This is a genomic window from Subtercola boreus (genome assembly GCF_003399645.1).
Classification (GTDB): Bacteria; Actinomycetota; Actinomycetes; order Actinomycetales; family Microbacteriaceae; genus Subtercola; species Subtercola boreus_A.
On sequence record NZ_NBXD01000002.1, the window covers coordinates 57,880 to 71,481 of the forward strand.

The window sequence follows — 13,602 nt, forward strand, 5'->3', positions numbered from 1 at the left end:
GGCTAGGTGATCTTCAGTTCACCGTAGACCAGCTCGATCGGCACACTGGAGTACCCATCGAGAAGTACCGTGTAACCCGACGCCGCTGGGATAGTCGAACCGGGAGGCCCCAGCTGCCGCAGGTTCGTCGTCGACTGCGAGACCACCACCACCCAAACAGGCCTGCTGTCTTCAATCTGGGAGGTGGTTCCGCCGCCATAGTGACCCACCCATTCTGCGTATGTGATGAGCTTTGCAGCGGCGGGTGAGCCCTCGGGGGAACCATACCCGTGAACCGCTATCGAGATCGCCGTCCTCTCGTCTATGACTGCTTGCCCAGGAGTGGGGGCGACTCCGGGCAAGAACTCTCCCGTGCAGGTGGGGATTCTTCTGTTGGCTTCCGTCGTGCAGTCCAGTGATTCATTGGTCGGTTCGGCCGAGGTAGGCGGCACACCTGAGGTCGACAGGGCCGACGCCGATCCCGGTTGATCAGCAACGGCTTCGCCGGCGCACCCGGAGAGAAACAGAGAGCCACAGAAGACGACGATCAGGCCATGAGGAAGCATTTTCACGGCGCGTTCCAGCTCCATTCTTGAAAGCCTCAGCCGGTGTCGCCACGCCGAGCGTTGCAAGCACCGTAAGGCCTACGACCATAGCCAACCCCGCCGCACCGAGGCGCGACCTACTTGTTGAGCGTTCCATTACCCGATTTCCTTTTATTGGGCAATCCTCACTTTGGCCTCGGGCGGTTCACAAGTCAAGGAATGATTCGATGAGCCATTGCCGGGGCGGCGTCAGTCGGAGACGGGTTCGATCGCGCCGATGGGTTCGCGTTTCTCGGCCTGGAAGCGGTCTTCGGTGCGTCCCGCGGCCCAGTAGCCCGAGAGGGAGAGTTCCGAGCGAAGCACTCCGCGCTGGGCGAAGACATCGCGCAGCGCCTTCATCGCGTCCCGCTCTCCGTGGGCGAAGACCTGCGGGCGGCCCGGGAGCCATTCGGCCGACGAGACCGCCTCCGCGAGACGCGCGCGGTGGCCACCACCGGTGAACAGCCACTGCACGGTCACGCCCGCCGGGGCATCCAGAACCAGAGCATCGTTCTCGGCGGTCGCCTCGATGAACGCGAGCCCCAAAGCCGTACGGGGCAGGGCGTCGATCGCCGCCGCAATGGCGGGCAGCGCCGACAGATCCCCGGCGAACAGGTGCCAGTCGGCGGCGGGGTCGGGCGCGTAGGCACCACCCGGCCCGCTGAAGGTGAGCGTGTCACCGGGCTGGGCGGCGTTCGCCCACGGCCCCGCGAGACCCTCGTCGCCGTGCACCACGAAATCGATCGAGAGCTCGCGGGCGACCGGATCGACCGTCCGCACGGTGTAGGTGCGCGTCACGGGAAGATCTGCTGCGGCAAGACCGCTCTCCCGCAGCGCGGCCAGATCGTACGGTGGCACCAGTCCCAGCTCCGGCTTCGCGAAGACGATCTTCACGTACGCGTCGGTCGCCTCGGTGGTGGCGAACTCGTCGAACCGGTCTCCCCCCAGCACCACCCGCACCAGGTGCGGACCGAGCTGCTCGCGCCGCACCACCGTCAGGGTGAGCTGCGGCCGCGCGGGGCGCCCGCCGCGCCTCGCCGGGTCCTGCGCGGGTACGGATTCTGGTGGGGAGGGTGGGGCCGCGGTCATCATGAACTCCTGTCGAGGTTAGGTAAGCCTAACTTGCTCGGGTCGCACACCGAGGCTCACCGGCGACATTCCGCAACCGCCCGCCGTCTGCGCGGTCGGCACTGCCGCCGTGCCGGCCACGGCTGCGGGGGTTCTCGGGCCGAAGCGCACCTCCCCGCCCCCGCCCAGCCGGAACGCCTGCGGCACCGCCCGGCCGAAGGCGCGGAGGGCTCGGCCCCAGAACAGCAGCGGATGCAATCCGCACGCCCGCATCGCCGGCGCGTGGTCGAGCGCCAGAACCGTCGCCGCGCCCGCGGCGACGACGCACGCGGCGGCTGCGGCGATCATCCGGCCCGCCTGCGGCGTGTGCTCGAAACCCACCCTCAGCTGATCGATCTGGAACCGCACGTGCTCCACCTCGTCGGTCAGAACCCGCCGCGCGACGCCTCTGATGACCGGGTCGCCGCACCGACCGAGCGCGCGGAAGTACTCCATCGCGGTCGTCTCGGCGATGAGGAAGAGGGTGACCTCGGTGCGCAGACCCATCAGGCGGCGCAGCACCACGAACGCGGCATCCGACCAGTGCGACGTGAGCCTCTTCTCACCGGACCCGGCCAGCGCGGCGCCGAAGAGCGCGGAGTGCTTCTGCTCCTCGGCGACGAAACGCACGAGCGCCCGGTCGTAGGCGGGGTCGTTCCGCTTGCGGGCCTTCGAACGGAGCCCCTCGCCCTCCCCGCTCTCTCCCAGCTCGAAACGCTGCAGCGATCGCGCGAGCGCCACGACGTCGCCAGCGGGCAGGAGCGAGACGGTGTTCCACGGAATCAGGGCGTCGAGACGGTCGTGCCGGGCGAGGTTGGCCTCGAAGTAGTCGTCCCAGATCGCGAAGTCGGCGGGCTGGGTGGTGGTCGATGCGGGCATGAGAACTCCTTGTGTCTGGCGCACAACGCCCGGCGAACTGGCCGCCGCGGGGCTGATGCGGTAATGTGTTGTCCGTTAACGTATCGAATATCGATACAAAATGCACGGTATTCGATATGGGGTGCTCATGTCCAGACTGACTCTGCTCTCGCTCAGGTCGCTGCTCGTCCTGCTGTTCGCGGGCGCCCTCGCGGCGCAGGCCTCCTCCGGAGCGGTGGCGACCGCACTGCTGTCAGGAGTGTCGGCCGGGGTGCTCGTCGGGGTCGTCATCGCTGGCTGCGTCGCGGTCGAATGCGTGCTGGTCAGCGCGTGGATGCTCGTCACGATGGTTCACCGCGACCGCATCTTCGACGACCGTGCACACGCCGACACCTGGGTGAACACCGCCATCGGCGCTCTGAGTGTCGGCGCCGTCATCGCCGCCGCCGGATTCGTCTACTTCGCCGTCTGGCTCGTCGCCGACCCGCAGCCGACCACTCTCCCGCTCGCCGTACTGGCCCTCACAGTGTCGGCCGCCGCGACCGCGCTCGCGCTGATCGTCGTGGTCATGCGTCGGTTGCTGCACACTGCCATCCGCCTGCAGAGCGAACTCGCCGAGGTGATCTGATGGCGATCGTCATCAACCTCGACGTCGAGCTCGCTAAGAAGAAGATGTCGGTGACCGACCTCGCCGCCGCGATCGACCTCGCGGTCGCGAACGTGTCGATCCTGAAGAACGGTCGCGCCAAGGCGGTGCGTTTCACGACGCTCGACGCCATCTGCTCCGTTCTGGGCTGCCAGCCCGGCGACATCCTGAGCTATGTGCCCGACGAGGTGCCCTGACCGCGCCGCGCGCGCCCGACCGGGCCGCGTTTTGCGCAAAAGCACCCAAGACCTGAGGTTTGGGTGCTTTTGCGCAAAGTCGGCGGGCCGGGTGGGCGCGTCAGGCCCCCGTCGCGACCGGCCGGCCCGGCGTGTTCGACCACGCGGACCATGAGCCCGGGTACAGCGCGGGCGCGAACCCTGCGAGCGTCAGCGCCACCGCGTCGGCCGCTGCCGTGACACCCGATCCGCAGTACACACCCACCGGCCGATCGTCCCGCACACCCAGCGCCTCGAACCGTGCGCGCAGCTCGTCGGCGGGCAAAAACCGGCCCGAAGCGTCGACGTTCGCCGCCGCGGGTGCATTGCGCGCACCCGGAATGTGCCCCGCCCGCGGATCCATCGGCTCCACCTCACCCCGAAACCGTTCCGGCGCACGGGCATCGAGCAGCACCCCGGTCGACGCCAGGGCCGCAGCACCATCGCCGTCGAGCGTCGGCAGCGACCCGTACTCGAGCGTCACCGACCCAGGCGTGGGCCGAACGTCACCCGTCTCGAGTTCGTAGCCCGCGGCGATCCACGCTCCCAGTGCCCCATCGAGCAGGCGCACATCGGTGATGCCCGCGTTGCGAAGCAGCCACCACCCCCGCGCCGACGACAGATTCGAGAGGTCGTCGTAGACAACCACCGTGTCGCCGGGATCGATCCCCCAGGAGCGCGCGGCCCGCTGCAGGTCGTCGATGAGGGGCACCGGATGTCGCCCCTCATCCTTCTCGCCGTGCCGCGCAAGCTCGGTGTCGAGGTCGACGTAGACGGCCGTCGGGATGTGCCCCGCCAGGTACAGCGGCTTCCCGGGTGGGCCACCCAGCTTCCAGCGCACGTCGAGCACGACGACGCGGTCACCGGATGCGAGGAGGGCCTGCAGCTGCTCAGCCGTCACGAGGATGCTCATGCACAGAAGCGTAGGCCGAACGCGACCGGTTCGGGATGCCCGAACGCCTCGGCGCCCCGACGCCTCCCCGAGCCGGGCCCGCAGTTCAGGATGCCCGGGGCGCCGTCACCCGCCGCACCACGTCTTCCCAGCCGTCGGCGAGCCGCTGCATTGACATGTTCGCCGACCGGTTCTCGTAGAGCACCACCGTGGCATCCAGCGACGACAGCAGAGTGAACGCCAGCACGGCCGTGTCGCCGTCGTATCCCGCCTGGTTGAGCAGAATGTGGATGTGCATCGCCCCCGCAGCCCGCGGCGCCGAGGCGTACCGCAAGTCGGGGCGCTCCTCGGCCGCGCGCAGCAGGTCGCCCTGCACCTCGAGTAGCGCGAGGCGCTCACGCCCGAACGCGACGAGGCGCTCGATCGGCAGAGCCCCCGGGCCGAGCGGCGCCGGGCCGCTCATGAACCGTCGCTGAAAGTCGGTCTCGAATTCGTTCAGCAGGGTGAGCAGGAGCCCCGAGCGGGAGCCGAAGCGGCGGAAGATGGTGCCCTTGCCCACCCCGGCCTCTGCGGCAAGCAGATCCATGGTGAGCCCGTCCACGCCGCGGTCGTTCAGGATGCGACGGGCCGCCTCCAGGATGAGCCCACGGTTTCGTACGGCATCGGCTCGTTCGGGCGGGTTCGGGCCCGCGATTGGCAGCAGCCGGGCATCCATGCACCCGACCGTAGCAGGTGGACATTCTCAGATTGACCCGACCGGCGGGAATAAACGGACTGCGGTCCGGTTTACTTCTGTGTCAGACCACCCCTCTGCCGGCTCACCCCGGCTTCCCTCTTTACCTAGGAGCAACCGTGTCAACCTCGATTCTCGTTCTCGTCGGCAGCCTCCGCGCCGGCTCGACCAACCGCCAGCTCGCCGAAGCCGCCGTGGGCGTCGCCCCCGAGGGCGTCGAACTGACCATCTTCGAAGGCCTCGCCGACATCCCGTTCTACAACGAGGACATCGACGTCGAGGGCTCCGTTCCCGCCGCGGCGACCACGTACCGCGACGCTGTCGCGGCAGCAGATGCCGTTCTCGTCATCACGCCCGAGCACAACGCGACCATCCCCGCCGTGCTGAAGAACGCCATCGACTGGGCCTCGCGTCCCTTCGGCGCCAGCTCGCTCTCGGGCAAGCCCGTCGCGGCCATCGGCAGCGCCTACGGCCAGTTCGGCGGCATCTGGGCGCAGGACGAGGCCCGCAAGTCACTGGCCACAGCCGGCGCCTCGGTGCTCGAGGAGACGAAGCTCTCCATCCCCGGCTCGGTCGTGCGCTTCGCCGAGATCCACCCGAAGGATGACGCCGAAGTCGTCGCCCAGCTCGAGTCTGTCGTGCGCGACGTCGTGGCTGCCGTGTCGGAGAAGGCTGCGGCCTAGCCCTCACCCCCAGCAACACCCCTGTGGCCCCGCACCCCGACCCGGTCGGCGGTTCGGGGCCACAGCTCGCTCAGCGAAGCGCTGCGGTCTCCCCTTCTCCACAAACTCGCTTTCGACAGGGTTATCCACAGATCATGGTTTGTCGCGGCGGGGCGGGCTGCGGGGAGCCAGTCTTCTCGGTATGAACACACGAACCGCCGAGAAGGCACTCCATGACCCCCTGACCACCGACACGCAGATCGAAGACCGCGCACTTCGGGTGATCGGAACAGCCGCCAGACGCCAACTCTGGCTGATGATGCTCGACGACCTGCACAATCACGTTCCGATCGTCATTCCGCTCGACGATCTACCACCAGTGCCCGATCGCACCGAGACCGACGTGCTCGTGAGTCGCCTCGCGGGTATCCTCGACATCGCTGACGCCAGCCAGCTGATCCTCGTCTGGGAGAGGCCCGGCCGAGGGAGGCTCGCAGAACCCGACACCGTCTGGGCTCGCGCGCTCGCGGAGAACTGCCTACGGCGCGGAGTGCGATTGCGGGCCCAGCTCCTCAGCCACACCCGCGGTGTCACACTGCTCAGCCCGGCCGACTATGGCGCGGTCACGCCGACAGCCGCTTCCAGTGCGGTCGAAACTGGATGCTGATGCGTGGGCCGACAGCCTGCTTGGTCTTCAGGATCGCGTGCTCGTGGGTGCGCTGGCAACTGCCACCCATCACCAGCAGATCGCCATGACCGAGAGCGAAGCGCTGGGTCTCCCCACCGGCCTTCGGCCGCAGCGAGAGGGTACGTGCCGCGCCCACCGAGACGATGGCCACCATAGTGTCGCGGTCGATGGCGCGCCCGACCCGGTCGCCGTGCCACGCCACGCTGTCATCGCCTGTGCGATAGAAGCAGAGCCCGGCCGTCTCGAAGACCTGGTCCTTCGGCCTGCCGTAGTGCTTATTGAGGTCGGCCTGGGCGCTCTCGAGCACCGGGTCGGGAAACAGCGCGTCGGGGCCGAACCACGACACGAGACGCGGTACGGCGACGACTCGGTCGTACATCTCCCGTTTGTCGGCCTGCCAGGGCACCTCCTGCGCGAGCCGTTCGAAGAGCGCATCCGAATTGCTGACCCACCCGGGGCGGATGTCGAGCCAGGCACCCTCGGTCAGCTCGATTCTCTGCACGCTGTCACCCAGCTGCTCGAGCTCGGGGTCGCCATCGAGGTCATCGAAGAGTGAGGATTGGAATGCGAGTGTCATGGCTCGAGCCTAGCCAGATTCGAACATATGTTCTAGTGAGTGAGCTGCCGGCCAGACGGTACCCGGGGTATCCAGCACCGCACATCGGCGCAGTAGGCCATGAAATCGTCACCGAACCGCGCTTCGAGGTCCGCCTCCTCGTGCGGCCTGACGGCGTAGTTCCAGACCAGCGAGCCGGCGAGCGCATAGACGACGACAAGCCAGGAGCCGAGGAGGAGCCCCACGCCGACACCCTGGGCGATACCGGCGAGCGCCATCGGGTTGCGAAGCCACCGGTAGGGTCCGGCGATGACAAGCCGGTTGGCCGTGGCCGACGGGAGGGGCGTGCCGTCACCGAGAGTCGACATCGTCACGGCCGACCAGATACCCAGCGCACTGGCCAGTACGAGAACGCCGATTCCGGCGGCGGTCACCGGCCACGGCAGGTCGATTCCCACGGCCCAGCGCCGTTCCAGCGCGACGATGACAAGGGGAAGCACAACCAGGAAGAAGCCCCAGAAGACGACGATCTGTGCGAACGTCAGGGCGACATGGCGCCCCGCCCCGGCACGGGCGACTGCGACTCGGGGTGCGAACGGCCCGCGAATGATCCACTCGGTGGGCACCCGGCCCCACAGCACGAGGCCAAGTGCGAACAGCGACCCGGCGGCTGCGCCCGCCATGAGCACGACGCCCCACCCGGCCTGCGCGGTGAGTGTGGCGTAGACCGCCAGAGCGACGGCGACAAGCAGGGTCCACCCGGCTGCGACGATCGAGGCGCTCCGCACCCCACCGGCGGCGAGGGCCGACGCGATCACGAAGAGGGGGATGTCGACTGCCGCGACGGCCACCGGGTGAAGACCGCCCAGCGTGGTCTCACGCACCCACGGCGATGCGAAGACCGTGACCCACCAAGCCGCTCCCGCAACGGCCTGCAGAGCGAAGTAGCGGCGACCCCAGTTCATGCCCACAGACTATCCGCGCCCGCGGGTGCGGCCGGCGCCCCACCCGCGCCCCTGGGTGGGATCAGCGCCCCCTCCCCCATACCGCAATTCCTGCTGCGAGCCCGGGTTCCCTTCGGGGGCGGGGGCTACCGCCTCGTCGACCGGTGGTCTAGACCTGAACCATGCCCGAACCCCTGCACGACCCGCACGCGCCCCTCGACCCCACCCGCGTCACCAGCCAGCCCGCGCTCACCACCTCGACGGGCAGGATCTGGCTGATCGTCGGGGGGCTGTTCGCCGCGATCTCGGCTGCCGTGCTGTTCTTCCTTCTTCCGTTCACCCCCCACGGGTTGGCGGCCGTTGCCCTGATCGTCATCGTGCTGCTCTACGCTTCGATGGTCATCACCCAGCTCGTCACCCGACGAGGCAGGCCCCGGCTGGGCATCCTCGCAGCCCTCATGATCCTCATGGCCGTCACCGCACTCGCCGCAGTGCTGGTGCTCGCGGCAAGTCAAACCACTCCAGGAGCCATCTCATGACCCATTCGAGTACAGCCGAGACCGACACCGTCGGAACGGCCTTCCGCGCCGCGATCACACCGGGCGTCGCCTGCTGGCCCCACCTGGAACCCCAGAGGCTCGAAGGCGATGACCTCCACCGGGTCGACGCTTGGTGGCGTGCGGCCAACTACCTCTCGATCGGGCAGATCTACCTGCTCGACAATCCCCTACTGCGCGAGCCCCTCAGCCGCGATGACATCAAACCGCGCCTGCTCGGACACTGGGGCACCACCCCGGGGCTGAACTTCGTCTATGCGCACCTCAACCGCATCATCCAGCAGCGCAGCCAGGCGACCCTCTACATCACCGGGCCGGGCCACGGCGGCCCCGGCATGGTCGCGAACGCCTGGCTCGACGGCACCTACAGCGAGGTCTACTCCCCCATCACCCAGAACGAGAGAGGCATGCAGCGGCTGTTCCGCCAGTTCTCGTTCCCCGGCGGCATCCCCAGCCACAACGCGCCCGAGACCCCCGGCAGCATCCATGAGGGCGGTGAGCTCGGGTATTCGCTCTCGCACGCTTACGGCGCGGCATTCGACAACCCCGACCTGCTCGTGGCCTGCGTCGTCGGCGACGGCGAGGCGGAGACCGGCCCGCTCGCCACGAGCTGGCATTCGAACGCGTTTCTGAATGCTGCCCAAGACGGCGTTGTCCTTCCGATTCTGCACCTCAACGGATACAAAATCGCGAACCCGACAGTGCTGGCCCGGATGCCTGAGGAGCAGTTGCTCGCCCTGATGCGCGGCTACGGCCACAACCCGCATCTGGTCTCGGGCGGGTTCGACGGCGAAGACCCTCTGCTGGTTCACGAACGGATGGCCGAAACCCTCGATCTCGTGATGAATGAGATCGCCGAGATCAAGCGACACGCCGCCGACGGAACACTCGAGGGCACGCCCAACTGGCCCATGATCATCCTGCGCACGCCGAAGGGTTGGACCTGCCCCGCCGAGATCGACGGCCTGCCGGTCGAGAACACGTGGCGTGCCCATCAGGTACCGCTCGCGAATGCCCGGGACACCGAGGCGCACACCCGCATTCTGGAAGACTGGATGCACACGTACAAGCCCGAAGAGCTCTTCGACGAAACAGGCCGCCCCCTCGCTTCGATCACGTCGCTCGCCCCCGCCGGTGAGCTGCGGATGAGCGCCACGCCGTTTGCGAACGGTGGTCTGCTGCGCCGCGAACTCGACCTCCCCGACTTTCGGAACCACGGTGTCGAGGTGCCCTCCCCCGGGGCCACGAGCGAGTCGGCGACCAAGGTGCTCGGCGACTGGCTGGCCGGTGTGATCGAGCAGAACCCCGACAACTTCCGCATCTTCGGCCCCGACGAGACGGCGTCCAACCGGCTGCAGGGCGTCTATGCCCAGACGGAGAAACAGTGGAACAGTGCCATCTGGCCAGTCGACGAGCATCTCGCCCGGGCGGGCCGAGTCATGGAGATGCTCTCCGAGCACCAGTGCGAGGGCTGGCTCGAGGGTTACTTGCTGACCGGCAGGCACGGGCTGTTCAACTGCTACGAAGCATTCATCCACATCATCGATTCGATGGCGAACCAGCACGCGAAGTGGCTGAAGGTCTCGCGTTCGATTCCCTGGCGCCGCTCGATCTCGTCCCTGAACTATCTGCTGTCGTCGCATGTCTGGCGCCAGGATCACAACGGCTTCAGCCACCAGGATCCGGGGTTCATCGACCATATGGTCAACAAGAAGGCCGATGTGGTTCGCGTCTACCTTCCGGTCGATGCGAACACCCTTCTCTCGACGTACGACCACTGCCTGCGCTCGGTCGACTACATCAACGTCGTCGTCGCGGGTAAGCAGCCGGCGCCGAACTGGCTGTCGATGGCCGGTGCCGTCGCCCACTGCACCCGCGGACTGGGCATCTGGGAATGGGCCGGAACCGAACAACCGGGCACAGAACCCGACGTCGTCCTGGCGTCGGCCGGCGATGTTCCGACCCTCGAGGCACTTGCCGCAGCGTCGATCCTGCGCGAAAAGCTTCCTGAGCTGACGGTGCGCTTCGTCAACGTGATCGACCTGATGCGCCTGCAGTCGGCCACGGAGCATCCGCACGGCCTGAGCGATCGGGAGTTCGACACCATCTTCACGCCGACGAAGCCCGTGGTGTTCGCCTATCACGGCTACCCCTCGCTGATCCACCGACTGACCTACCGCCGTGCGGGGCACGCCAACCTGCACGTCAGGGGCTACAAAGAAGAGGGCACCACCACGACCCCGTTCGACATGGTGATGCTCAACGACCTCGACCGGTACCATTTGGTCATCGACGTGATCGACCGTGTTCCCGGGCTCGCGGTGCGCGCTGCATCGCTCCGCCAGGAGATGCAGGATGCCCGTATGCGCGCCCGGGCATATACCCGCGAACACGGCGAAGACATTCCCGAGGTGGCCGACTGGAGCTGGTCGGCCGGCCCCGCCACCGGCATCTCGCAGCAGAGCACGATGGCCGATGACACCGGTGGAGACAACGCTGTGGCCTAGCGCGCCGGCCAGGACACGGGCGGCGCCCGGCGTCCCGGGAACATCGTCGGTCAGCGCGATGCCCTGGGGCGCCGGCGTTCGCGCAACCCGCAAAGCGTGCCGAAGACCCCGACCGCGACGGCCGCGACCGCAGAGACCAGAAAGGCACTGAAGGCCGTGCCCCTGTCGATGACAAGCCCCGTGATGGCCCCGCCGAGCGTCACACCGACAGAGAGACCGATGGACGGCCAGGTCAGCGCTTCCGTCAGCCGGGCATCGTCGACCAGTCCGGCGATCAGTGACGTGCCCGAGATGAGCACCGGCGTGGTCACCAGCCCGGCGACGAAGATGACGCTGGCGATCGCCACCGGCGTCTGCAGAAGGAGCAGGCACGGTACGACGACCGCGTACGCGACGGTCGAGGCGAGCACACGGGTGGCCGGCGGCCACCGCACACTGAGCGGACCGAAAGCGAGACCCGCGCCGACGCTGCCGACGGCGAACACCCCGAGGATGATGCCGGCGAGCCAGGTCTGCCCGGCCTCCCGCGCCACTCCGACGGCACCGACATCGATCGACGCGAAGACGACGCCCACCGCGAGATAGACGGGCAGCATTCCGAGTACCCCCGCGGGCAGGCGCCACCGAGCCCGCCGCCGACCGACGATCGTATCGCGAACGACCACTGTCGGCGTGGTCTTCCGCTGGGCCCACAACCAGGTTCCCCCGACCACCGTGGCGACGATTCCGGCGAGAAGTCCGGAGAGCGGGCCGGCCGTCGCCGCGATCAGCGTGACGACCGGCGGCCCCACCACGAACACGAGCTCGTCCATCACGGCCTCGAAGGCGAGGGAGGTGTGCCGCTCTGCCTGGGATCCGAGCAGGCCGCGCCACCGGGTGCGCACCAGCGATCCCATATCGATCGAGCTAGCCCCGAGCAGAAATGCGCAGGCGAACCAACTCCAGACCGGCGCCCTGAGAACGACGACAGCCGCGAGCGCGCCGGCCCAGACGACGGTGATGGCCAGACTGAACGGAATGACCCTGGCCTGGCCCCGGGCATCCGCAGCCCTCGACCACAGCGGGCCGCCCACGGCGATCCCGAGCACAATGGCGCCGGCAACCGCACCGGCGAGCGTGAAGCTGCCAGTCTCGGCCGAAACCAGCAGAATGGTGGCAATACCGCTCGTGGACCGCGCGAACCGGCCGAGCCATCCGGCAAGGGCGAAGCGCCGGGCACCCGGCACGGCGAGGATGTCGGTATATGAACCAAGCAACCGCACGCCCGATGATCGATGGGCGGAGCCGGCCGTCATGCGAACCCCGCTGCCCCGCAGCTCCGAAGGCAGGAAAGCCTGCCGGCGACTCGGAGCAACACCATCAGTTTAGACTGCGGCACCGTAGAATCGATCAACCGCGACATCTGCTGGGAGAGCCATGAAGCACGAAGAACTGATCATGTTCACCGTGGTCGGTGTGAGTTTCTCGCCGCCGCCCACCGCATTCGATGTCGTCGTTCCCCGCGACGACACCACTCTCTTCACGGGCTACCTGAAGGTCCTGCCCGCGGTCGTCGACATCGTCGACTTCGAGGGTGGCGAGTACGACCATCCCGGTGCCTCGCGCACCGTCAAGCTCTCTGACGGCGGCTCGTTCCGCGAGCAGATCGTGCGCTTCGAGCGTCCTGGTGGGACGGCTCCGGATGCCGCGGGCCACTTCGACTACGACGTGTCGGCCTTCACGGGCATCCTCGGCGGCATCGTGTCGGACGGTGTCGCCCGGTGGACCTATGCACACGGTTCGACGGGACGCACCCACATCACCTGGACCTACGGGTACCGCCCGCTTCCGGGTCGCCGTTTCATCATGAAGCACCTCATCGGGCCCCTCTGGATGCGGTACATGCGGCGCGGCATGGCGGCCTGCCTCCGCGCGATCGTCGAAGCACGCCGTGAATCGAAAGCCGCTGCCGCCGCCGCGTTCTCGTCCCCTTCGGGGCCCGACCTCCCGTGAGCCAGTTCATCGACATCCCGTCGCCCGGCTGGCCGTTGACATTCGGCTCCCCGGGGCACCCGTCGGTGGTGATCGTGCACGACCGCTTCGGCCGCTTGCCCTACCTCGAGTCCTATGCGGCGGCCCTCGCCAAACGCGATTTCTACGTCGTCGTTCCCGACCTCTTCAACGGCCTCGCGACGATCGACCTGCCGAGTGCCAACGAGCTGCGAGAGGCGATGGACCTCGGCTTCGCCCTCGCTGCCATCGATGATGCTGTGGAGCTCGGCCGGGGCCACGGATTCGACGGCGCGCCTGACGCGAGCATCCATTCGACGAGCAGCAAGGTGGGCCTCATCGGCTTCGAGCTCGGCGGCTGGCTGGGGTTGCAGTCCGCGCAGTCGGGCAGCGTCGACGCGGTCGTCGCCTACGCCGGCGGGCTCAGCGAACACGAATCCGGCATCATTCCGTGCCCGGTGCTCCTGAACTACTCAGACCTCGGCGACTGGGGTACCGGCCATGAGACCGACCTGTTCGTCAGTCGTCTGAAGGAGATGGGCACGCCGGTGACCCGGTACATCTACTCGGGCACAGAAGACATCTTCGCCAACGCCACTCTGGTGGAGCGGCTCGACAGGAACGCCGCGGCACTGGCGTTCGCCCGGGCGACGAACTTCCTACAGGAACAGCTGGCTGACTGAAG

Annotated in this window: 16 protein-coding genes; 8 read left to right on the forward strand and 8 right to left on the reverse strand. The window is 67.9% G+C overall.

Features of this window, described 5'->3' with window-relative positions; genetic code table 11:
- Positions 1–2 precede the first annotated feature (2 nt).
- The 3 genes from B7R24_RS17220 to B7R24_RS00370 form a co-directional block, all read right to left on the reverse strand.
- Positions 3–569, reverse strand: coding sequence for a hypothetical protein (locus tag B7R24_RS17220; RefSeq protein WP_147303925.1), 567 nt, complete (start codon positions 567–569; stop codon positions 3–5).
- Between the two features lie 204 nt (positions 570–773).
- The gene (locus B7R24_RS00365; protein ID WP_116417006.1) at positions 774–1,655 is read right to left on the reverse strand and encodes a siderophore-interacting protein; all 882 of its coding nucleotides are present in this window, start codon (positions 1,653–1,655) and stop codon (positions 774–776) included.
- A 15-nt stretch (positions 1,656–1,670) separates the two neighbouring features.
- Positions 1,671–2,549, reverse strand: coding sequence for a ferritin-like domain-containing protein (locus B7R24_RS00370; RefSeq protein ID WP_116417007.1), 879 nt, complete (start codon positions 2,547–2,549; stop codon positions 1,671–1,673).
- Between the two features lie 127 nt (positions 2,550–2,676).
- Here B7R24_RS00370 and B7R24_RS00375 point away from each other — a divergent pair, with 127 nt between their 5' ends.
- Together B7R24_RS00375 and B7R24_RS00380 are read left to right on the forward strand one after the other, a co-directional pair.
- Positions 2,677–3,156 (forward strand): DUF2975 domain-containing protein, encoded by a 480-nt coding sequence (locus B7R24_RS00375; RefSeq protein WP_172582644.1) that lies wholly within the window; start codon positions 2,677–2,679, stop codon positions 3,154–3,156.
- Complete coding sequence (locus tag B7R24_RS00380) at positions 3,156–3,371, forward strand: helix-turn-helix domain-containing protein (RefSeq protein ID WP_116417009.1); 216 nt, start codon at positions 3,156–3,158, stop codon at positions 3,369–3,371. Before B7R24_RS00375 ends, B7R24_RS00380 begins: the two co-directional genes overlap by 1 nt.
- Positions 3,372–3,471: 100 nt before the next feature.
- On the opposite strand, the gene B7R24_RS00385 is transcribed toward B7R24_RS00380, so the two are convergent.
- Positions 3,472–4,302 carry a sulfurtransferase gene (locus B7R24_RS00385; RefSeq protein ID WP_116417010.1) on the reverse strand — a complete coding sequence of 277 codons (831 nt, stop codon included), beginning with the start codon at positions 4,300–4,302 and terminating at the stop codon, positions 3,472–3,474.
- Between the two features lie 85 nt (positions 4,303–4,387).
- The gene (locus B7R24_RS00390; RefSeq protein WP_116417011.1) at positions 4,388–4,996 is read right to left on the reverse strand and encodes a TetR/AcrR family transcriptional regulator; all 609 of its coding nucleotides are present in this window, start codon (positions 4,994–4,996) and stop codon (positions 4,388–4,390) included.
- Positions 4,997–5,133: 137 nt separating this feature from the next.
- Here B7R24_RS00390 and B7R24_RS00395 point away from each other — a divergent pair, with 137 nt between their 5' ends.
- Positions 5,134–5,697 carry an NAD(P)H-dependent oxidoreductase gene (locus B7R24_RS00395; protein WP_116417012.1) on the forward strand — a complete coding sequence of 188 codons (564 nt, stop codon included), beginning with the start codon at positions 5,134–5,136 and terminating at the stop codon, positions 5,695–5,697.
- Positions 5,698–5,878: 181 nt separating this feature from the next.
- Complete coding sequence (locus B7R24_RS00400) at positions 5,879–6,343, forward strand: hypothetical protein (protein WP_116417013.1); 465 nt, start codon at positions 5,879–5,881, stop codon at positions 6,341–6,343.
- Here B7R24_RS00400 and B7R24_RS00405 read toward each other — a convergent pair.
- Both B7R24_RS00405 and B7R24_RS00410 read right to left on the reverse strand, forming a co-directional pair.
- Complete coding sequence (locus B7R24_RS00405; RefSeq protein WP_116417014.1) at positions 6,300–6,941, reverse strand: alpha-ketoglutarate-dependent dioxygenase AlkB; 642 nt, start codon at positions 6,939–6,941, stop codon at positions 6,300–6,302. The two genes, B7R24_RS00400 and B7R24_RS00405, sit on opposite strands and share 44 nt — an antisense overlap.
- Before the next feature lie 32 nt (positions 6,942–6,973).
- On the reverse strand, positions 6,974–7,885 hold the full coding sequence (locus B7R24_RS00410) for a methyltransferase family protein (RefSeq protein WP_116417015.1): 912 nt from the start codon (positions 7,883–7,885) through the stop codon (positions 6,974–6,976).
- A 161-nt stretch (positions 7,886–8,046) separates the two neighbouring features.
- Between B7R24_RS00410 and B7R24_RS00415 the strand changes: the two genes are divergently transcribed.
- Both B7R24_RS00415 and B7R24_RS00420 read left to right on the forward strand, forming a co-directional pair.
- Positions 8,047–8,403, forward strand: a complete 357-nt coding sequence (locus tag B7R24_RS00415) for a hypothetical protein (protein WP_116417016.1) — start codon at positions 8,047–8,049, stop codon at positions 8,401–8,403.
- Positions 8,400–10,928 carry a phosphoketolase family protein gene (locus B7R24_RS00420; protein ID WP_116417017.1) on the forward strand — a complete coding sequence of 843 codons (2,529 nt, stop codon included), beginning with the start codon at positions 8,400–8,402 and terminating at the stop codon, positions 10,926–10,928. Before B7R24_RS00415 ends, B7R24_RS00420 begins: the two co-directional genes overlap by 4 nt.
- A gap of 50 nt (positions 10,929–10,978) precedes the next feature.
- Here the strand turns inward: B7R24_RS00420 and B7R24_RS00425 are convergent, their stop codons facing one another.
- Positions 10,979–12,223, reverse strand: coding sequence for an MFS transporter (locus B7R24_RS00425; protein WP_116417018.1), 1,245 nt, complete (start codon positions 12,221–12,223; stop codon positions 10,979–10,981).
- Between the two features lie 121 nt (positions 12,224–12,344).
- Here B7R24_RS00425 and B7R24_RS00430 point away from each other — a divergent pair, with 121 nt between their 5' ends.
- Together B7R24_RS00430 and B7R24_RS00435 are read left to right on the forward strand one after the other, a co-directional pair.
- On the forward strand, positions 12,345–12,920 hold the full coding sequence (locus tag B7R24_RS00430; protein ID WP_116417019.1) for an SRPBCC family protein: 576 nt from the start codon (positions 12,345–12,347) through the stop codon (positions 12,918–12,920).
- Positions 12,917–13,600: a dienelactone hydrolase family protein gene (locus B7R24_RS00435; protein WP_172582645.1), complete on the forward strand. Its 684-nt coding sequence runs from the start codon at positions 12,917–12,919 to the stop codon at positions 13,598–13,600. The genes B7R24_RS00430 and B7R24_RS00435 overlap by 4 nt, the downstream gene beginning before the upstream one ends.
- The last annotated feature ends 2 nt before the right edge of the window (positions 13,601–13,602 follow it).